A 19894-nucleotide genomic window follows, 5' to 3' on the forward strand; every position below is an offset into this window, starting at 1 on the left:
TGCAAGGACTTCCATGAAAGCCAAGTTTCTCGTTCCTCTGCTGCTCTTTTTCGGCCTGGCCGGTTTCCTCGCCTTCGGCCTCACCCTCAATCCGCGCGAGGTGCCCTCGCCGCTGATCGACAAGCCTGCACCGAAATTCAGCCTCGCACGCCTCGATGCCCCCGAGACCCAGTTCTCCCTCGAGGAGATGCGCGGCGAGGTGTGGCTGCTCAACGTGTGGGCATCCTGGTGCGTGGCCTGCCGGCAGGAGCACCCGCTGCTGGTGCGCATGGCGCAGGACAAGGTCGTGCCGGTGGTGGGGCTGAACTATAAGGAGGTGCGCGGTGACGGCGCGATCAACGCTCGTGGTCTGTCGCTCGAGGCCGAGACCTCCATGGCCGTGGAGCGCGCGCAGCGCTGGCTTGGCGACCACGGCAATCCCTACATGGTCTCGGTGATGGACATCGATGGCCGGGTCGGTATCGACTTTGGCGTCTATGGCGTGCCCGAGACCTTCCTCATCGACCGCGAAGGTCGCATCCGATACAAGCACATCGGTCCGATCACGCCTGATTCGCTACAGAACGTGTTGATGCCCAAGATCGAGGAGCTGCGCCGTGCGGGCTGAGCACATGCCGTCCTTCCTGCGTCGTTCCCTCGCCTGGCTGATGCTGGGCGCCGCGCTGGGCCTCGCTCCCGCGAGCCACGCGGCCGACGCTGATCCCTCGGTAGCGCCTACGGTGGCTGCCGATCCGCAACTGGAAGCAGACACCATGGAGCTGTCGCACAAGTTGCGCTGCCTGGTGTGCCAGAACCAGTCCATCGCCGAATCCAACGCCCCGCTCGCCGTCGATCTGCGCAACCAGGTGCGTGAACAGCTCGCCACTGGCAAGAGCAAGGATGACGTGGTCGAGTATCTCGTCGAGCGCTATGGCGACTTCGTGCTCTACGAGCCGCCTTTCAAGGGCACCACGTTGTTGCTGTGGCTTGGTCCCCTCGCGCTGCTCATCGGCGGCGCCGCTTGGCTGGCGTACCGGCTGCGTAGGCGTAGCGTCGAGCTTGCGGCCGACCGCGGCCTGTCGGCAGCCGACCGTGAGCGCGCGCGTGCGCTGCTCGAGCGCGCCGACGAGCAAGATAACGCATCTCCGGAGTCCCGTTCGTGACCGCTTTCATCGTCTTTGCCGGCCTGCTCCTGGCCGGCGCTCTGCTATTGGTCCTGCCGCCGCTGCTGGGCGTGGGCGCGCGACGCCGCCGCGAGGAGGCGCGCCAGAGTACCGTGGCGCTCAGGGTGCTGCGTGAGCAGCTTGCCGAACTCGACGCCGAACTGGTCGCAGGACAAATCGATGCCGCCAGCCACGCCAAGAGCCGCGAGGAACTCGAGCGCCGCGCGCTGGAAGAGGGTGAGGCCGCGGTCGAGGTAGCGGAGGCCGCAGATACCCGCCCAAGCCGCGCCTGGGCGGTGATGGTGGGCCTGGCCATTCCTGCTGCGGCCATCGGCGCCTACCTGGTGATCGGCGAGCCCGATGCGCTGAACCCCGAGAACGTCGCCACCCAGCAAGGCTTCACGCAGGACCAGATCCAGGACATGGTGGGCTCGCTCGAGGCGCGCCTGAAGGAAGAGCCGGATAACGCCGAAGGCTGGGCCATGCTCGCCCGCACCTATCTGGTGCTCGAGGACCTGCCCAAAGCCTCCACTGCCTATGAGCAGCTCGACCGCGTGGTGCCGAACAATCCCAATGTACTCGCCGACTGGGCGGACGTGGTGGCCGCGATGGAAGGCTTCGATGGCAAGGCGGCCGAACTGGTTCAGCGCGCGCTTGCGGCCGCTCCCGGCCATCCCAAGGCGCTCGCACTGGCCGGCACGGCCGCCTACCAGCGTAAGGACTTCAAGGGGGCGGCGGAGTACTGGGAGCGGATCCTGGTTCAGATCCCCTCCGGTGACGAAGCCGCGGCTGGCGTGCGTGCCAGTATCAACGACGCGCGCGCCAAGGCCGGGATGCCGCCGCTGGGTGAGAACGAAGGTACAGCGCCGGCGGCGGTCGGTGCCTCCGCGCTCAGAGTTGCCGGACGGCTCGAACTCGCCGGGGCGCTGGCGGACCAGGTTGCGGCTGGGGACACAGTGTTCGTCTTCGTGCGCGGCGAGGCGGGCGGTCCGCCGCTGGCTGCGCTGCGCTTCACCGGCGGGGAGTTGCCCCTGGCGTTCGACTTCGACGGCGCCACACTCATGATGGGCGATGCAGCGGTGCCCGAGCGCGTGGTGATCGCGGCGCGGGTGGCCAAGGGCGGTGACGCCACTGCGCGTGCGGGTGATCTCGAAGGGGAGAGTGCGCCGGTTGCCCCCGACGCCTCCGGAGTGACGGTGGTCATCGACCGCGTGCGGCAGTGATGCCTGCCGGGATGGCCGCGCCGTCGCCGGCACGGTCATTCCGGAATACCTTCAGTCGCGGTACTCGAAGCGTACGCGCTTCACGTTGCACAGCAGCTCGTAGGCGATCGTGCTTGCGGCCTGCGCCACGGTGTTGACCGCAACCTCATTGCCCCATAGTTCCACCCGGCTGTCGATGCGTGCGCCGGGGTGGTCCGTGAGGTCGACCGTAAGCATGTCCATCGACACCCGCCCGATCACGCGAGACGGCCGTCCGTCCACCGTGACCGGCGTGCCGTCCGGCACCACGCGCGGATAGCCGTCCGCGTAGCCCATGGCGACCAGGCCGATGCGGGTCGGTCGCTGGGCCACGAAGCGCCCGCCATAGCCGAGCGGCTCGCCCGACCCGATCTCCCGTGTCGCCATGACTGCGCTCTCGAGCGTCATCACCGGCTGCAGGCCGTGTGCGGCGTCGGGCATCGGGTCGGCACCGTAGAGCAAAATGCCGGGTCGCGCCCAGTCGCGTCTTGCCTGCGGCCAGCCCAGGACGGCCGCAGAGTTCGCTAGGCTGCGCGCGCCGGGCAGGCCGGCTGTCGCCGCGTCGAAGCGTGCGATCTGCTCCAGCGTTGCCTGCTCGCCAGGCTCATCGGCGCGCGCGAAGTGGGTCATGAGCGTGATTTCGCCCACCCGCTCACAGGCGCGCAGGCGCTGCCAGGCGGCCGAGGTGGTTTCGGGCGTGAAGCCGGCGCGGTTCATGCCGCTATTCACCTTCAGCCAGACCTGCAGCGGATGGTCGAGCGGCGTCGTCTCCAGCATGCGCAGCTGTGCTTCGTGGTGCACGACGATCCAGAGTCGGTGTGCGGCCGCCTGCGTCAGCTCAGCGGCGTCGAAGACCCCCTCAAGAAGCAGGATGGGAGCGACGACGCCGGCCTCTCGCAGCGCGAGGGCTTCGTCTAGAAAGGCCACCGCGAAACCGTCCACTTCATCGGCAAGCGCCTGCGCACAGCGCGTGGCCCCATGGCCGTAGGCGTTCGCCTTTACCACGGCAAGCGCCCGACCGCCATGCAGGTGGCGGGCGATGCGGTAGTTGTGGCGTAGCGCAGCGAGGTCGACGAGGGCGCGTGCAGGTCGCATGTGGGCTTCCGGGGGCGGGGCGATACGGGTAAACGCGTGATGGTGCGGGGAAACGCGCTCGCCTGCAATGCCGCTGGGGCGGGGCGCCCGGAATCAGGCGGTGCCTAGCATGCGGCCGCCTTCCGTCCGGGGTTGCCGTCCGGCGTTCCCGCCGTGGTAACGGGTGAGGCCCAGGTCCTCGTGACGGATTGCGGGCTGGCGGCCGGTGACCAGATCGGCCACGAGCTGGCCGGCGCCGCAGGCCATGGTCCAGCCCAGAGTACCGTGCCCAGTGTTCAGGAACAGCTCCGGGAAGGGCGTGGCGCCGATGATTGGTGTCGAGTCGGGCGTCATCGGACGCAGGCCGGTCCAGAACTCGGCCTTGTCCACCGCGCCGCCGCCCGGGAAGAGGTCGCTTACCACCAATTCCAGGGTCTCGCGGCGGCGCGGGTTCAGGCGCAGATCAAAGCCGCCCAGCTCAGCCATGCCGCCGACGCGGATACGGTCGTCAAAGCGGGTCACGGCCACCTTGTAGGTTTCGTCGAGCACGGTCGATACCGGCGCCCGGGCTGCGTCGATGAGCGGAATGGTCAGCGAATAACCCTTCACCGGGTACACCGGGAGATCCAGCCCGAGGCTGGCAGCCATTGGGCGCGAATAGCTGCCGAAGGCGAGCACGTAGCGGTCAGCGGTAAGCAGCTCGTTTTCCGCCTGAGCGTCATTGCCGGCGATGCGTACGCCCGCAATGTGGCCACCACGCTGCACCAACTCGCGCACCTCCACGCCAAAACGGAACTGCACCCCCGCCTGCTCTGCCATCTGTGAGAGCCGCTCGGTAAATAGGCGGCAGTCGCCGGTTTCGTCGTTGGGCAGACGCAGGCCACCTGCGAGCCTGCTGGGACGCTGCGCCAGCGCCGGCTCCGCCCGCGCCACATCATCGCCGGTGAGCAGTTCATAGGGTACGCCGCACTCATCGAGCACGGCGATGTCGCGTGCCGCCGCGTCCAGCTGCGCCTGGGTGCGGAAGACTTGCAAGGTGCCGCGGCTGCGCTCTTCGTAGTGCAGGCCGGTCGTTTCGCGCAGCGTGCGCAGGCAGTCGCGGCTGTATTCCGAGACGCGCATCATGCGTTCCTTGTTCACCGCGTAGCGTGCGCCTGAGCAGTTGGCCAGCATCTTCGCCATCCAGCGCAACTGGAAGAGGCTGCCATCGGCGCGGATGGCGAGTGGGGCGTGGCGCTGAAACAGCCACTTGAGCGCCTTGAGCGGGATGCCGGGTGCGGCCCAGGGCGTGGAGTAGCCGGGTGATACCTGACCGGCATTGGCGAAGCTGGTCTCGAGGGCTGCACCAGGTTGGCGGTCGATCACGGTGACCTGTGCACCTTGCTGCGCGAGATACCATGCTGTCGTGGTGCCGACGACGCCGCTGCCGAGTACGATGACGTGCATTTCAGGTCTCCTGCCGGATATAGGTTGAATATCGGCAGTGTAGGAATGCTTGTGCAGAGAAAGTCACCTATTATTGGCGGTTAAATAGCGATAACGCCTGAATCAGGTGGTGCCTTGGTAGGGATGGGAGTGAAATGCGCGAACTCGACCGTATCGACCTGAAAATCCTCGATCTTCTGCAAAAGGACGGGCGCCTTTCGATGACCGAGTTGGCGCAGCGCGTCGGCCTGTCGGCGACCCCGTGCACCGAACGCGTGCGGCGCATGGAGCGCGAGGGTGTGATCACGGGCTATCACGCGCGCGTGGATCCACACGCGCTCGGCCGGGCGTTGCTGGTGTTTGTCGAGCTCAAGCTGTCGGCCAAGTCCAATGATGCCTTCGACCGGGTGAAGAAGGAGCTCGCCTTCGTGCCGGAGGTGATGGAATGCCATCTCGTGTCGGGCGACTTCGACTACCTGATCAAGGCGCGTATCGCCGAGATGAGCGACTACCGCCGCCTGCTCGGCAACATCCTGCTCAAGCTGCCCTCGGCGACCGAGTCGCGCAGCTACGTGGTGATGGAGGAGGTGAAGGAGTCGCTCTACCTGCCGCCCGAGCTGTGAGCGAGGGCGGGCGTGCAAAAGCAAAAAGGCCAGTCCGGTGCGGGACTGGCCTTGTGCAGGAATGGGGCTGGAGCGGGTGAAGGGAACAGCACCCGGTCGCTAACTCGTTTATTACGAACGTTTTTTCCGATCCAAGCGTCACGGAATGGACTCGATTGTGGACTCAAGTCTTCGGCCTGGTCAACGCAGGCCGTTGCGGGTGATCCAAAGCGAGCCAAGCACATCCATCAACAGCCAGAGCATCGGATTTCATACCGAAGTCTATCTGTCCACTGGCACATCACGCCACAGGCCGCTACGGACAGGTGAGCTGCGTCCTCAAAGGATTGACTCATCATCGACAGGCCCGGTCCCGCCCGCCTTTCGCCCGCTCGATGAACCGCTTCATGGGCTCCGAGGGTTCGCCCCGGCGGCGCAGCAGGTAGGTAGAGAGCACCGGTGGGCTGCCGGCCAAGGGACGAATGGAGATGTCCGGGCGCTGTAGCGTCTGCACCTGCGAGGCGATGGCGAAGCCGATGCCGTAGCCGGCACCGACCAGGGTCAGCATCACGCCCAGGCTGGTCACTTCATCGACCAGCTTGAGCGGCGTGCCTGCGTCCTGCAGCAGCGCTTGAATCTGATGGCGGCAGCCCGATCCCGATTCGGGATGGCACAGAACCAGCGGGAACTTCAGGGCTTCGGCCAGCGGCACCTGCACGTGTGCCAGCAAGGGGTGGCGTGCGGGCACGATCACCGACAGCGGATCGGTCCACACCGGCTCGGCGACGAGGCCATCATGTACCGCGTTTGACAACGCAAAGCCGATGTCCAGCAGATCGTCGTGCAGCGTCTTGAGCTGCTGCGCGAACGGCAGCTCGAAGACGCGAATCTCCATCTCGGGCTCCTCCTCGCGGCTGCGTGCCAGCAAGGTGGCGATGCGGGGCTGCGCCAGGCCGTCGCAGATCGCGATGCGCAGATGGCCCTGGTAGCCCTGTGCCGCCGCCTTGGCACTCTTGACTGCCTGCTCCACGGTGGCCATCACGCGTCGGCATTCGCCTAGGAACACCTGGCCGGCCCAGGTCAGCCGCGTCAGGCGGGTGCTGCGGTCGAACAACTGCACGCCAAGCTGGCTTTCCAGGTCGCGCATTGCTCGCGATACGGGAGATTGCTCGATCCCGAGACGCTCGGCCGCGCGGGCGAGATGCAGCTCTTCCGCGACTGCAACGAAATAGCGTAGCAATCTGAAATCCAAGGCCACCTCCTGTTCGTCTTCTTCTGGTTCGGCCTCTCGGGCGCCAGCATCTCCATCCACATCCCGCCCACTTACGCCCCGCCAGGCTTGCGATGTGCCGGCGCCCTTCCGCCAATGAGGTGCGGAGGGCGACGTTTGCGCCCGCCAGAAATCGACCGTTGGCAGCCGTCTGAGATAGCAGTTCTGCTGTTCATCGAGACCTCTTTTTCGTGCTTCCCCTCTTGCGGTCTGGCTGCACAGTGGTAAGATAGTAATAGATTACTCACTTTTTGGGATGCAAGCAATGAGCGGACACTCCAGGCATCTACCGGCTGATGAGAGGCGCGCGGCCACCGTCGAGGCAGTGGTCGACTTGGCTGCCGAACAGAACCCCAGCGACATCACGACCACGGCCATCGCGCAGCGCATGGGGTTGACCCAGGGAGCACTGTTCCGTCACTTCCCGACTAAGGACGCAATCCTGCAGGCGGTGATGTCCTGGGTTACGGAACGCCTGCTGGCTCGAGTAGACAAGGCCGCAGAAGGTGCTACGTCCCCCCTCGCAGCTCTTGAAGCGATCTTCAAGACGCACATCGACTTCGTGGCCGAGCACCCGGGGGTGCCGAGGATGCTCTTCGGCGAATTACAGCGGCCGGGGGAGACCCTGCCCAAGCAAATGGTGCAGACCTTGACCCGTCAATATGGTGAGCGGTTGCGTCGACTGCTCGAAGCCGGTAAGGCGCGAAGCGAGCTGCATTCAGAACTGGATGTGGACGCGGCCGTCGTCTTGTTCATCGGCACAATTCAAGGGCTGGTGATGCAGTCGTTGCTGGCGGGCGATGTAGCACGCATCCGCCGCGACGCGCCAGCCGTGTTTGCCATCTATCTCCGTGGCATCACGCACACCCGATGAAACGCCTTCCATCCTGCCGCCACGCAGTTGCCCGGTCGGCCGAGAGGCACACCACGGTCATGCGATCGCGTTGCGCCTCCAGCGCGAATCCGCGTCATTCAACACTCAGCCCGACCGCCCGGCGGAACGCACACGCACACCGCGACGACGGCGAAGGCTTGGGAGTTTCCGCGATCAAGTAAAGGCCATGAAGATGACCACTCATCCACAACGCAGCATCTGGCACTGGCTGATCTCCCCGCTCGCGATCGGCTTCGGCCTGCTCACTCTTCGGGAGGGCGGCGCCGTTCTGTTTGTCGACGGCGCGGCGCGCCAAGCCGCCGGCCACTATGTGCCCTTCGTGCTCTGGTTCAATTTTCTGGCCGGATTCGCCTACATCGTCGCCGGCGTCGGCTTGTGGATGCGCCGGCGCTGGGCCGCGTGGTTGGCGATTGTCATCACGGTGGCGACCGCACTCGTGTTCCTCGCTTTCGGAGTGCATGTGGCTTTGGGTGGCGCCTGGGAGCGACGCACGGTGGTCGCCATGACGCTGCGCACGTTGGTGTGGGCTGGCATAGCGGCCATCGCCTGGCGCCGGTCAGCGGCGAATGCGCCGGTCGCACGCGAGCACTGAGCACCTTTATCCAGCGGAAACCCATCGATGAAAACTCCAAACCTCCTCTTCAAGAAAACCCGTTGGGTCGTGATCGCCGTCGTCGTGCTCGCTCTTGGCGGCGCACTGGCGTTCTGGTTGTCGCGCGACCATGGACAACAAGATGTATTGCGCCTCTACGGCAACGTCGAAATCCGCGAGGTGCAACTGGCCTTCCGTCAGCCCGGGCGCGTGATGCAAATGTTTTTCGATGAGGGCGATGCCGTCAGCGCCGGCGATCGCCTGGCCACGCTGGACGCGCAGCCCTACCGAGATGCGCTGGCCGCCGCGCAAGCCCAAGTGCAGGTCGCGCAGGCCGAACTGGCCAAGCTGCGCCGCGGCCTGCGACCGCAGGAAATCACCCAGGCGCGCGAAGCCCTCAGGCAGGCCCAGGCGCTCGCCACCGAGACCGAGCGCAATTTCCAGCGCCAGAGTCGCCTGCTGGCATCGGGCGCCAGCAGCCAGCGCACGGTCGATGCCGCCCGCACGGCGCGCGACCAGGCAGCCGCTGGCGTCGAAGCGGCCAAGGCGGCCCTGTCGCAAGCATTAGAAGGTTTTCGCAAGGAAGACATCGCCGCGGCAGAAGCTCGCCTTGCGGCCGCACAGGCTGCCGCAGCGCAAGCCACGACAGCCTTGGCGGACACCGAATTGGTGGCGCCCAGTAGTGGCACCGTCATCGCACGGGTGCGCGAGCCCGGCAGCATGGTTGCAAGCCAGAGCGCGGTCTACAGCCTGAGCCTGGACAAGCCGGTTTACGTGCGCGCCTACGTGGGCGAGTCGGACTTGGGGCGCATCGCGCCCGGTACTGTGGTACGCGTCAAAAGCGATTCATCAGAGAAGGTCTATCGCGGCCAGATCGGCTTCATCTCGCCGCGCGCCGAGTTCACCCCCAAGACGGTGGAGACGACGGATTTGCGCACGGATCTGGTGTACCGCCTGCGCATCGTCATCGACGAAGCCGACAGCGACAGTGCCTTGCGCCAGGGCATGCCGGTGACGATCGAGGTCGATACGAAAGCCGGCACCCGTATCCCGGCGGGGGAGCGTTGAAATGCAGGCAAGCTCTGCTATCGCCGCCGTGCCTGCGGGTGCGGGCGAAGACGCTGCCGTCGTCATCGAGGGCGTGGACAAGCATTTCGGCGACATAAAGGCGCTGCGGGGCTTGAGCGCGCGCATCCACTATGGGCGGCTGACCGGTCTGGTCGGCCCCGACGGCGCTGGCAAGACGACGCTGATGCGGATTCTGGCCGGCCTCCTGGTGCCGAACGCCGGCCACGTCACCTTGGCAGGCTATGACGTGGTCAAGGACAACGACGCCATTCACGTCGTCAGCGGCTACATGCCGCAACGCTTTGGACTGTACGAAGACCTGACGGTGATGGAGAACATGCGCCTGTATGCGCAGTTGCGCGGCATGGATGCGGACCGCAACGCCGATCTGTTTGCTGAGCTGCTGGACTTCACGCGGCTCGGACCCTTCACCAAACGCCTGGCCGGCAAGCTCTCCGGCGGCATGAAGCAGAAGCTGGGCCTTGCCTGTGCGCTCATGGCGCGGCCGAAGGTGCTGCTGCTGGACGAGCCGGGCGTGGGTGTCGACCCGGTCAGCCGCCAGGACTTGTGGCGCATGGTGCAGGCGCTGACCGATGAAGGCATGGCCGTGGTCTGGTCCACCGCCTATCTCGACGAAGCCGAGCGCTGCGAGAGCGTGCTGCTGCTGAACCAAGGGCAGCTCCTGTTCGATGGCCCGCCGCAGGAGCTGACCGCACAGCTCGAAGGCCGCAGTTTCCGTCTGGAAGACGTCGGTGCCGAGCGCCGAGCGGTCCTGACCCAGGCACTCGACCTGCCCAGCGTGAGCGATGGCGTGATCCAGGGCGCCGGCGTGCGCGTGGTGTTGCGCGAGGGCGCTCAAGCGGAGCAGCTCCAGGCCCTGGCCGATCAGACGCGAGTGGAGCTGGCGCAGGTGCCCGCGCGCTTCGAAGACGCCTTCATCGATCTGCTCGGTGGCGGCCCCGGCGGCACTTCGACGCTGGCCGAGCGTCTGCCGCCGGTTGAGCTGGGTTCCGACATTGCCGTGTCGTGCCGAAACCTCACCAAGCGCTTCGGCGAGTTCACCGCCACCGACAACGTCAGCTTCGAGGTGCAAAAGGGCGAAATCTTCGGCCTGCTCGGCCCTAACGGCGCCGGCAAGTCCACCACCTTCAAGATGTTGTGCGGCCTGTTGAAACCAACTGCTGGCGAAGCGCATGTGATGGGCCATGATCTGCGCCGCGCCACCGGCGCAGCCAAGAGCCGGCTCGGCTACATGGCGCAGAAGTTTTCGCTCTACGGCCTGCTCTCGGTGCAGCAGAACCTGGAATTCTCGGCCGGCGTCTACGGACTGGAAGGCAACACCCGGCGCGAGCGCATTGCCGAGATGATCGAAACCTTCGATCTGGGCGACTGGCTGTCCGCCACGCCCGATTCCCTGCCGCTGGGCTACAAGCAGCGCCTGGCATTGGCTTGTTCGCTGATGCACCGGCCGCCCGTGCTGTTTCTGGATGAACCCACTTCGGGCGTGGACCCGATCACCCGGCGCGAATTCTGGACCCACATCAACGGACTGGCCCGCAAGGGCGTGACCATCGTGGTCACCACCCACTTCATGGACGAGGCCGAATACTGCGACCGCGTGGCCATACTCTCGCGTGGGCAACTGATTGCGCTGGATACGCCCGACGCGCTCAAACGTTCGGCGGTCAGCCCCGAACGACCCGACCCGACGATGGAGGACGCCTTCATTCACCTGGTGGAGTCGGCGGACCGCGAGCTGGAGGCCGCCACATGAACGGCACCACAAAGCACAAGGACGGGAATGGACCACAGCAGACCGACCTGCGCCATTTTGATCTGCGGCGCTTGATCGCCCTGGTCACCAAGGAAAGCTACCAGGCGCTGCGCGACCCCTCGACGCTGCTGATCGCGTTCGTGCTGCCGGTGGTGTTGCTGCTGCTGTTCGCCTATGCGGTGTCGCTGGATGCGAAGGATGTCCGCGTCGGCGTGGTGCTGGAGTCGCCCGGCGCTGCAGCGCAGGAGCTTGCGGCGGCCTTTGCCGGCACAAAGTTCCTGGATGCCCACTTCGCCCATGACCGGCGCGAAGTGGCCGACCAGCTGGTCTCAGGCGACCTGCGCGGCTACGTGGTGATCCCGCAGGACTTCGAGCAGCGGCTGGCCCAGCGTGGCAGCGAGCCGCTGGTGCAGATCGTCACCGACGGCTCCTACCCCAATACCGCCAACTACGTCGAGAACTACGCCCGCGGCGTGGTCCAGTCCTGGCGTGCCGGACTGGACGTCGGAGCACCAGCGCAGGCCGTCATGCTGGAACCGCGCTACTGGTTCAACCCCGAGCTGGAAAGCCGCCGCGCACTGATTCCCGGTGCCATCGCCATCGTCATGACCATCATCGGCACCATGCTGACTGCACTGGTGGTGGCGCGTGAATGGGAGCGCGGCACCATGGAGGCGGTGCTGTCCACGCCGGCCTCGGTGGCCGAAATCCTGATCGGCAAGCTGCTGCCGTACTTCGTGCTCGGCATGCTGTCCACGCTGGGTGCGGCGGCGCTGGCGGTGTTCGTGTTCGGGGTCCCGATGCGGGGCTCGCTGGCGGCGCTGCTGCTGCTGTCGGCGGTGTTCATGGTGCCGGCGCTGGGTCAGGGTCTGCTGATTTCCTCCTTGGCACGCAACCAGTTCCTGGCAGCGCAGATCGCGCTGTTCACGGGTTTTCTGCCGGCTTTCATGCTGTCGGGCTTTCTGTATGAGATCGACGCGATGCCCGCGCCGATCCGGGCCATCACCCGGCTGGTTCCGGCGCGTTACTTCGTCGATTCGCTGAAGACGGTGTTCCTGGCCGGCGACATCTGGGCCGTGTTCCTGCCCAACCTGGCGGCCATGGCGGCGATCGGGGGGCTGTTCTTCGTGATCGCCAAGCGCGCCACGCGCAAGAACCTGGAGTGACGCGATGTTGACTTCCGCATTCTCGTTCACCCGCCTGCGCGCCCAGTTCATCAAGGAAGTGCTCAGCGTCCTGCGCGACCCGCGCAGCCGCATGGTGGTGTTCGTGCCGCCGATCCTGCAGTTGCTGGTGTTTGCCTTTGCCGCGACGCTGGAAGTGCGCAACGTCGATATCGCCGTCTACGATCAGGATGCGGGGCGGTGGTCGCACGAGTTGGTACAGCGCCTGGACAGCGCCCGCTTCATCACCCACGTCCGGCATGTCGACAGCCAGCAGCAGCTGCACGAGCTGATCGACCGTGGCGAGGTGATCGCCGCGCTCGCTATTCCCGTCGATTTCTCGCGCGCCATCGCCGCCGGTGACAGCGGCCGCGTGCAGGTACTGGTCGATGGCCGGCGCAGCAACTCCGGGCAGATCACCGTGGCCTATCTGTCCACCATCGCCGCCGATGTCGGCGCCGAGGTCGTGCCCGACGCCCAGGCACCAACGCCCGTGGTCGTGCGCCACTGGTTCAACCCGAATCTGGTCTACCGCTGGTTCATCGTGCCCGGCCTGACGGGCATCCTGGCGCTGTTCAGCGCGCTGCTCATCACCTCGCTGTCGATTGCGCGCGAACGTGAACTCGGCACCTTCGACCAGTTGCTGGTGTCGCCCACCTCGACGCCAGAGATCATCATTTCCAAATCACTGCCGGCACTCGCAATTGGCACCGCGCTGGGCCTGTTCATGATCAGCGCGGGCGTATTCCTGTTCGGCATCCCGTTTACGGGCTCGTTTGCGCTCCTGCTCGCCAGTCTGGTGCTGTTCATCCTGTCGGTGGTCGGCATCGGTCTGATGATTTCCGCGGTCAGCATGACGCAGCAGCAGGCCATCCTGGGGGCGTTCGCCGTCGGCGTGCCGGCGGTGCTGATGTCCGGCTTTGCGACGCCTGTGGAAAACATGCCTGTCGTCCTGCAATGGCTGGCTCAGGCCATTCCACTGACCCATTTCCTCATCATCGTCGAAGGCAGCTTTCTCAAGGCCATGCCGCCCGGTGACATTCTCGCCAGCCTGTGGCCGCTGGCGGTCATCGCCCTGGCCACGCTGACGATGGCCACCGTATTCGTCCGAGGACGCCTGCAATGAAATCCAAGCCCCGCACTCCCTTTCTTCGCGCAACCGTCACCGGCCTGACCCCTGGGCGCGCGCGTCCGCTCGCGCTGGCCCTGTCCTGCGTGCTGCTGACTGCCTGCGCAAGCGTGGGCCCCGACTACCGCGAGCCGCCGCCGGTCGACGTCGGCAGCGGCTGGAGCTTGCCGTTGGCAAGCGAATCCCAGTCCGCAGACTTGAGCCAATGGTGGTCTGCACTGGACGATCCCATCCTCGATCGCCTGATGGCCACGGCGCTGGCACAGAACCTGGATCTGCGCCAGGCTGCGGCACGCATCGATGAGGCACGCGCCCTGCGCGATCGTGTGGCCGGCGAGGCATTGCCCACCGCCGCCGCTGGCGCGAGCGTCAACCGGCGCCGTCAAAGCGAGAACGGACCCCTGCCCGTAGGCTCGATCCCCGGCCTTGACGCCACGCAGACCATCTACGACGCGGGCTTCGACGCGGCCTGGGAGGCTGACTTGTTCGGGGCCAGGCGGCGCGCGCTGGAAGGCGCCAGCGCCCGCCTGCAGGCGACCGAAGCCGAGGCACAGGGCGTACGCATGCGCGTCGTGGCCGAGGTCGCGCGCACCTGGTTCACCGCCGTCGGCGCCCGCTACGAGTTGCACGCACAACAGGCCACACTGGATACGCTGCAGCAGACCTTGGAATTGGTGCGCCTGCGGCATGCGCTGGGCGACGCGTCGGCCGCCGACGTGGACGCGGCGTACGCCCAATGGACAGCAGTCAACGCGCTCATCCCGGATATCCAGGCGCGACAGCGCGCCGCGATACTCAGCCTGGGCGTGCTGCTGGGCGCGCCGCCGGAGCGGGAGCTGGCACTGCTGGATGGCCCCTTGACGCCGAGCACGCTGCGGGCGCTGCCGGTGCTGCCGGTGGGCGAGCGCGCAGAGATGCTGCGCCGGCGCCCGGACGTGCTGGCTGCGGAACGTCGCCTGGCAGCGAGTTCCGCCGACATCGGCGTGGCCACGGCCGAACTGTTCCCCAAACTCTCCATCGGTGTCGGCGGCGGGTTCCAAGCGCTCAGTACGGGCGATTGGTTCGATGCATCCAGCTCGCGTTTTTCCATCCTGCCGCTGATTTCCTGGCGCCTGTTCGACGGTGGCCGTGTGCGAGCCGAAATTCGGGCACGCGAGGCGGCCGAGCGGCAGGCCGCGCTGGCCTATGAGCAGGCGGTGCTGACGGCGCTGGGCGACGCCGAGCGCGCGCTGGGCGACTACCACGGCGGGCTGGACACGCTTGAGCGCCGCGGTATGGCACTGGATGCCGCGCGCACCAGCTACGGCCACGCCAAGGCGCGCTATGCGGCAGGCGACATTGCGCTGGTCGAACTGCTGGCTGCCCAGCGCAGCCTGCACGAGGCCGAAACCGCAGCCGCACGCGCGCATACCAACGCCGCCGTGCAACTGGTGGCGCTGTACAAGGCCCTTGGTGGCGGCTGGGACGTATCCACGACGGCATCGACCGCAACCCATCCGCTGCGGGGCGCTGCCGCCCCCGTCGCGTTTTCAAGCCGTTGACTCAACACAAGGAGACCGTAATGCAAATCAACGTTGGAAGTCTCGACCGCATTGTCCGCATCGTCGTCGGACTGGTTCTGCTCAGCCTCCCGCTGTGGCTGGATTCATCCTGGCGTTGGCTGGGACTCATCGGAATCATGCCCCTCATCACCGGCCTGGCTGGCCGCTGTCCGGGCTACCGTCTGCTTGGCCTGAGCACTTGCCCGATACAAAAGAAAAAACCGGAGTGAGCATCCCATGAAACTGCATTTTCTGGGCGCTGCGCGCGAAGTCACCGGGTCGTGTTTCTTGGTGGAAGCGCTCAACGTACGCTTCCTGGTGGATTGCGGCATGGTTCAGGGCGGCCGCACGGCGGCGGCGCGCAACCATGAGCCATTCCCGTTCGACCCGGCGTCGATTGATTTCGTGCTCCTGACCCATGCCCATATCGACCATAGTGGGCTATTGCCCAAACTCACGCGCGCCGGGTTCAAGGGGGCCATCTACGCCACTCCCGCCACGGTTGATCTGCTGGGCGTGATGCTGCCCGACAGTGCCCACATCCAGGAGAGCGATGCAAAACGCAATGCGCAGCGACTCCGCGGAAAGGACGCACTGCCGCCGCTGTATACGCTGCAGGATGCCAGCGACTGCTTGCAGCAGGTGCGAGGCATCGAATACGACCGGGAGTTCGCGCCCCGCGTCGGGGTGCGCGCCCGTTTCCGCGATGCCGGGCACATTCTTGGGTCGGCCATCATCGAGGTCTGGGTCACCGAATATGGCTACCCGACAAAGCTCGTTTTCAGTGGCGACCTCGGCCAGCCGGGGCGCCCGATACTGCGCGACCCGACAACCATCGAGGACGCCGACATCCTCGTCATCGAGTCCACCTACGGCAACCGCCAGCACAAGGATTTCTCGGCGACCGAAGAGGAAATGATCGGCATCGTCGAAAAGACATTGTTCGAACGCGGCGGCAATGTCATCGTGCCGGCCTTCGCGGTCGGCCGAACCCAGGAAATCCTTTATCACCTGCACCGACTCACCTGCGAGGGGCGGCTGCGGCAACCGAAGGTATTCGTCGATTCGCCGATGGCCACGCAGGCCACGCGCATCACGCGCGAGCATCTCGAATTGTTCGACGAACAGGCGAAGCGGTTGGCCGGCTGGCACGCGCGCGGCGAGAACCTCCCATACCTGAGTTTCACAGCGAGCGCTGAGGAGTCCATGGCGCTGAACCGGATCCGCTCCGGAGCCATCATCATTTCTGCCAGCGGCATGTGCGATGCGGGACGCATCCGGCACCACCTGCGGCACAACTTGCCACGCCGCGAATGCAGCATCTTGTTTCCCGGTTTCCAGGCGCAGGGGACGCTTGGCCGGCGCCTGATCGAGGGGGCCGAACGCGTGCGCATCTTCGGTGAGGACATTCCGGTACGTGCTGCGATCCACAGCGTGGATGGCCTCTCGGCGCATGCCGACCAAAAGGCGTTGCTGGATTGGGCTCGGGGTTTTATTCACCCCCCGGCGCAAACCTTCGTGGTGCATGGGGAACTGTCCGCCGCCCAGACCTTCGCCGAACTCTTGCAACAGCAACTCGGCTGGCAGGTCACGGTGCCTGAGTATGGTCATGCGCTGCGCTGGCCGGACTTTCTGGCGCACGAGTGATGAAGCCCGCCGAAGATCTCGATGAACGCCTGCGCGCCATCCGCGAGTCGCCAACGTACCGTCTTGCGTACGAAGACATCGAGCTGCTTGGCCAGGAAGAACTGCGGCCGCTGCGACTGCAGCTCGAACTGCTCAAGCCTGACCGCATCCTGCACGAGCAAGGCATTCGCTCGACGGTAGTAGTCTTCGGCAGCGCACGCGTGAGCGATGCCGAGACGGCAGAAGCCCGTCTTGGCGCGCTGGAGCGTCAGGCGCGCGTCACTCCGGAGGATGTCGGGCTGAGGCAAGAGCTTGCCCGAGCCAATCGCCGGGTCGAACAGGCACGTCACTACGAGCAAGCGAGGCGTTTCTCGGGCCTTATTTCGGCGCGTTTCCAGCAGCAAAACCGCCGTGATTTCGTCGTCGTCACCGGGGGTGGGCCCGGCATCATGGAGGCCGCCAACCGCGGTGCTTTCGAGGTCGGCGCACGTTCGATTGGCCTCAACATCACGCTGCCCCACGAACAGGCACCCAACCCCTACATGTGCCCAAATTTGGCGTTCCGATTCCACTATTTCGCGCTGCGCAAGATGCACTTCTTGTTGCACGCCAAGGGCTTGGTGGCCTTCCCCGGTGGCTATGGAACGCTCGATGAGCTGTTCGAGGTGCTCACCTTGATCCAGACCGGAAAGATGCAGCGTATTCCGGTGGTGCTGGTCGGCCGTGCATTCTGGCGTCGCGTAGTTGATTTCGATCTTCTGCTCGACGAAGGCTATGTCTCTCCATCCGATCTCGACTTGTTCACCTGCGTAGACGAAGCCGAGGAAATCGTCAGTGCCCTCGAACGCTTTTACGTCAACAGGGCAGCAGGCGATGGGGCGACATGATCGGCGTCGACGGGTATTGCCGGAGCCTGTGCGGCACCAAGGTGCAGCAGTCGATGCAGTGCGCCACCTTGTTGATTGCCTGTGCATTGTTCAGCCCGATTTCTGCTTTCGGTTCCGACTTCTCGCTCTCTGCAGATCCTCCCTCCTGCTCGCCAGGGCAATCCCTGCGCTGGCGGGGTGGCACCCTGCGCCTGGAGAACGATCTATTCACCGGCTCCGACCGCAACTACACCAACGGTGTCGCGCTAACAGCAGTCTCACGTGATCTGCAAGGCGAGCTCCGTCCCGAGTGCCTGCCACAGCCGATTGGTTTGTACGCCCGCTTCATCGGCTGGGCCGATCCCGGCTTCTGGCGCGATACCGGCGACCAACCGGCATCGCAGAACCTCGTCGTTCGCTTTGGCCAGTCTATGTACACACCCGAGGACAAGACGCGCACCGATCTGATTCCCGACGATCGGCCGTACGCTGGCCTGGTCTACCTGAGCCTGGCGTGGAATCGCCGAATCCACCCACAGGCTGCCAGCTATGAAATGCTGGACGTACGCGAACTAACCCTGGGCTTGATCGGCCACTGGTCGCTGGCAGAGAAGTCGCAGGATCTGGTGCATCGGGTGCGTGGCATCGAGCGATTTCGCGGCTGGGACAACCAGTTGCGCAACGAGCCGGCATTTCAGATGGCCATGGAACGCAAGTTCAAGCCGTACACGGAGGGTGCGGTCCGCCCTGGATGGGGCAGCGACGTGATCGGCAGCTATGCCCTGCGGGTCGGAAACATCGAAACCGCCGCCAGTACCGGCGTGGAGTTTCGCGCGGGCTGGAACATACCGAACGACTTCGGCAGCTATCCGATCCGCCCTGGCGCGGAGAACCGCCCGCCCTCTGGTGTTGCCGATCTGCGCACGACAACGCCGCAATCGGTCCTGGCGCCCAAACCTGGGGCACATGTCTTCCTGAACCTGGAGGGTAAAGCCGTCGCCTGGGACTTCTCACTCGACGGAAACATGTTCCGGAATAGCCACCATGTCAGCCGGCGGCCTTGGGTCGCGCAAGCAGCTCTCGGCATCAGCAGCCAATGGATCGTTGCTGGACGTGGCGTGCGGCTTGCCGTGATGCGCGTTTGGAGAACCCGCGAGTTCGACCAGCAGGCGGGCCATCACGCATTCGGATCGATCGCGCTGAGCTTGGAATTTTGAGGACACCTGCAACCATTCGTTAGACCCAAAGCATTCGTCACAACATCAATGGAGAAATTCGTGAACCAGCCCTTGAAACCCAGATCGTTCTTCACAGTCTCGCTGTCCGTGCTCTTGGCAACCTTCGCCACGGCACTCGGTGCGCAGTCCGCAGAGGCGGCAAAGCCAATGGCGCTTCGTACCATAATGGAAAGACTCGGGCGCGACATGCAAGTCGTCACGGGCGCGATCTCCAAAGAAGACTGGCCACTGGTCGCCGAGCTAGCACCACGAATCGCCAAGCATGCCGAGCCGCCCATGTCGGAAAAGATGCGCATCCTTGCCTGGCTTGGGGCAGACGCTGGAAAGTTTCGGGGTCTTGATGGACAGGTGCATGACGCCGCGACCGCCATGGGCGAGGCCGCAAAGCGGAGTGACGGCCAAGCAGTCATCGCGGCTTTCTCCAAGACCCAGCAAAGCTGCCTAGCCTGCCACCAGAGTTACCGTCGCTCGTTCGTGGAAAAGTTCTATGGAAGTCGCTAGCAGGGGATGGCTACACCTGCTGACGGAAGACTAGCCCCTATCCAATCGATATACCTCGACGAGTTCCAGGTTCCCAAGAAGCCACCCGTTCAGCGATCACGGGTTCCTGCTTCACCCGCCGCAGCACTCGTTGGATCTGACGTGCATGACTCCCGCATGCATGTGGGTCACACGGCACCATCGGATAACGCAGCACCTCGTCCAGTGAGATACGTTTGTGCTTGAGCAGCGGATGCCATGCCGGCACCGCGACCATGAGGGGGTCGCTCCAAAGCACCTTAGCCACGATGCCGTCACCCACTTCACCAGACTGGGCCCTAGGTCATACAGATCGTCATGCAGCCCCTTGATTTGCTGCGACAGTGGCACCTCGAACAGGCGCAACTCGACTTCGGGCTCCTCCTGCCGGCATAGCGCCAGCAAGGTCGGCAAGCGCGACGGGGTGATGCCATCGGACAGCGCAATGCGTTGCTGACCGTGAAAGCCGTTGGCCGCTGCCCTCACGCTGTCGCGGGCTTGCTGCAAGGCAGTGAAGATGCGCGGCACATGTTCCAGGAATTGCTTGTCCGCCCGCGTCAGCCGCTTGCTGCGGCTGCTCCGGTCGCAGTGCTTCAGCAGCGCGGTTACAGGTGGCGATCTCGAAGTCGCCGAACATGCCCATCGACAGTTCATCCGGCGCGATGCCCGCTGGCGCGAGCTTCAGACGCTGCGCCGCCGCCCGTGTCGACAGACCAAATCGCTCGCCCT

The 19894-nt window shown here is 65.2% G+C and carries 20 protein-coding genes and 1 pseudogene; 16 read left to right on the forward strand and 5 right to left on the reverse strand.

The window, feature by feature from the left end:
* Window positions 1–13: 13 nt before the first annotated feature.
* The 3 genes from ACUH78_RS03940 to ccmI are packed head-to-tail and all read left to right on the forward strand — an operon-like array spanning window position 14 to window position 2365.
* The gene (locus ACUH78_RS03940; protein ID WP_418364015.1) at window positions 14–607 is read left to right on the forward strand and encodes a DsbE family thiol:disulfide interchange protein; all 594 of its coding nucleotides are present in this window, start codon (window positions 14–16) and stop codon (window positions 605–607) included.
* Between the two features lie 40 nt (window positions 608–647).
* Window positions 648–1142: a cytochrome c-type biogenesis protein gene (locus ACUH78_RS03945; protein ID WP_418364093.1), complete on the forward strand. Its 495-nt coding sequence runs from the start codon at window positions 648–650 to the stop codon at window positions 1140–1142.
* Window positions 1139–2365: a c-type cytochrome biogenesis protein CcmI gene (gene ccmI, locus ACUH78_RS03950; protein ID WP_418364014.1), complete on the forward strand. Its 1227-nt coding sequence runs from the start codon at window positions 1139–1141 to the stop codon at window positions 2363–2365. The genes ACUH78_RS03945 and ccmI overlap by 4 nt, the downstream gene beginning before the upstream one ends.
* 51 nt (window positions 2366–2416) lie before the next feature.
* Here ccmI and alr read toward each other — a convergent pair whose 3' ends face one another.
* Together alr and ACUH78_RS03960 are read right to left on the reverse strand one after the other, a co-directional pair.
* Window positions 2417–3478 carry an alanine racemase gene (gene alr / locus ACUH78_RS03955; protein ID WP_418364013.1) on the reverse strand — a complete coding sequence of 354 codons (1062 nt, stop codon included), beginning with the start codon at window positions 3476–3478 and terminating at the stop codon, window positions 2417–2419.
* 93 nt (window positions 3479–3571) lie between these two features.
* On the reverse strand, window positions 3572–4903 hold the full coding sequence (locus ACUH78_RS03960; RefSeq protein WP_418364012.1) for a D-amino acid dehydrogenase: 1332 nt from the start codon (window positions 4901–4903) through the stop codon (window positions 3572–3574).
* 134 nt (window positions 4904–5037) lie between these two features.
* Here ACUH78_RS03960 and ACUH78_RS03965 point away from each other — a divergent pair, with 134 nt between their 5' ends.
* Window positions 5038–5505 carry an Lrp/AsnC ligand binding domain-containing protein gene (locus tag ACUH78_RS03965; RefSeq protein ID WP_418364011.1) on the forward strand — a complete coding sequence of 156 codons (468 nt, stop codon included), beginning with the start codon at window positions 5038–5040 and terminating at the stop codon, window positions 5503–5505.
* A gap of 334 nt (window positions 5506–5839) precedes the next feature.
* Here ACUH78_RS03965 and ACUH78_RS03970 read toward each other — a convergent pair whose 3' ends face one another.
* Window positions 5840–6736, reverse strand: coding sequence for a LysR family transcriptional regulator (locus tag ACUH78_RS03970; RefSeq protein ID WP_172600382.1), 897 nt, complete (start codon window positions 6734–6736; stop codon window positions 5840–5842).
* A gap of 283 nt (window positions 6737–7019) precedes the next feature.
* Here ACUH78_RS03970 and ACUH78_RS03975 point away from each other — a divergent pair, with 283 nt between their 5' ends.
* The 12 genes from ACUH78_RS03975 (at window position 7020) to ACUH78_RS04030 (ending at window position 19147) form a co-directional block, all read left to right on the forward strand.
* Window positions 7020–7628, forward strand: a complete 609-nt coding sequence (locus ACUH78_RS03975; RefSeq protein WP_023443938.1) for a TetR/AcrR family transcriptional regulator — start codon at window positions 7020–7022, stop codon at window positions 7626–7628.
* Between the two features lie 187 nt (window positions 7629–7815).
* Window positions 7816–8241 (forward strand): hypothetical protein, encoded by a 426-nt coding sequence (locus ACUH78_RS03980; RefSeq protein WP_102895105.1) that lies wholly within the window; start codon window positions 7816–7818, stop codon window positions 8239–8241.
* 27 nt (window positions 8242–8268) lie between these two features.
* Window positions 8269–9309 carry a secretion protein HlyD gene (hlyD, locus tag ACUH78_RS03985; RefSeq protein WP_445332755.1) on the forward strand — a complete coding sequence of 347 codons (1041 nt, stop codon included), beginning with the start codon at window positions 8269–8271 and terminating at the stop codon, window positions 9307–9309.
* 1 nt (window position 9310) lies between these two features.
* The gene (locus ACUH78_RS03990; protein WP_445332756.1) at window positions 9311–11083 is read left to right on the forward strand and encodes an ATP-binding cassette domain-containing protein; all 1773 of its coding nucleotides are present in this window, start codon (window positions 9311–9313) and stop codon (window positions 11081–11083) included.
* Window positions 11080–12249: an ABC transporter permease gene (locus ACUH78_RS03995; protein WP_445332757.1), complete on the forward strand. Its 1170-nt coding sequence runs from the start codon at window positions 11080–11082 to the stop codon at window positions 12247–12249. The genes ACUH78_RS03990 and ACUH78_RS03995 overlap by 4 nt, the downstream gene beginning before the upstream one ends.
* 4 nt (window positions 12250–12253) lie before the next feature.
* The gene (locus ACUH78_RS04000; RefSeq protein ID WP_445332758.1) at window positions 12254–13372 is read left to right on the forward strand and encodes an ABC transporter permease; all 1119 of its coding nucleotides are present in this window, start codon (window positions 12254–12256) and stop codon (window positions 13370–13372) included.
* The gene (locus ACUH78_RS04005; RefSeq protein WP_445332759.1) at window positions 13369–14916 is read left to right on the forward strand and encodes an efflux transporter outer membrane subunit; all 1548 of its coding nucleotides are present in this window, start codon (window positions 13369–13371) and stop codon (window positions 14914–14916) included. The genes ACUH78_RS04000 and ACUH78_RS04005 overlap by 4 nt, the downstream gene beginning before the upstream one ends.
* 20 nt (window positions 14917–14936) lie before the next feature.
* Complete coding sequence (locus tag ACUH78_RS04010) at window positions 14937–15146, forward strand: YgaP family membrane protein (protein ID WP_017244801.1); 210 nt, start codon at window positions 14937–14939, stop codon at window positions 15144–15146.
* 7 nt (window positions 15147–15153) lie between these two features.
* Window positions 15154–16563, forward strand: a complete 1410-nt coding sequence (locus tag ACUH78_RS04015; RefSeq protein WP_065086171.1) for an MBL fold metallo-hydrolase RNA specificity domain-containing protein — start codon at window positions 15154–15156, stop codon at window positions 16561–16563.
* Window positions 16563–17429 (forward strand): LOG family protein, encoded by an 867-nt coding sequence (locus ACUH78_RS04020; protein WP_023125212.1) that lies wholly within the window; start codon window positions 16563–16565, stop codon window positions 17427–17429. The genes ACUH78_RS04015 and ACUH78_RS04020 overlap by 1 nt, the downstream gene beginning before the upstream one ends.
* On the forward strand, window positions 17426–18625 hold the full coding sequence (locus ACUH78_RS04025) for a lipid A deacylase LpxR family protein (protein WP_445332760.1): 1200 nt from the start codon (window positions 17426–17428) through the stop codon (window positions 18623–18625). The genes ACUH78_RS04020 and ACUH78_RS04025 overlap by 4 nt, the downstream gene beginning before the upstream one ends.
* A gap of 60 nt (window positions 18626–18685) precedes the next feature.
* Window positions 18686–19147, forward strand: coding sequence for a cytochrome c (locus ACUH78_RS04030; protein ID WP_023125210.1), 462 nt, complete (start codon window positions 18686–18688; stop codon window positions 19145–19147).
* A gap of 37 nt (window positions 19148–19184) precedes the next feature.
* Here the strand turns inward: ACUH78_RS04030 and ACUH78_RS04035 are convergent, their stop codons facing one another.
* Together ACUH78_RS04035 and ACUH78_RS04040 are read right to left on the reverse strand one after the other, a co-directional pair.
* Window positions 19185–19403, reverse strand: a complete 219-nt coding sequence (locus ACUH78_RS04035; RefSeq protein ID WP_291988092.1) for a type 2 periplasmic-binding domain-containing protein — start codon at window positions 19401–19403, stop codon at window positions 19185–19187.
* Between the two features lie 119 nt (window positions 19404–19522).
* Window positions 19523–19819 (reverse strand): annotated as a pseudogene (locus tag ACUH78_RS04040) (hypothetical protein); the annotation flags it as partial.
* Window positions 19820–19894: the final 75 nt, after the last annotated feature.

It is taken from the genome of Thauera sp. ZXT1-4 (genome assembly GCF_052598215.2).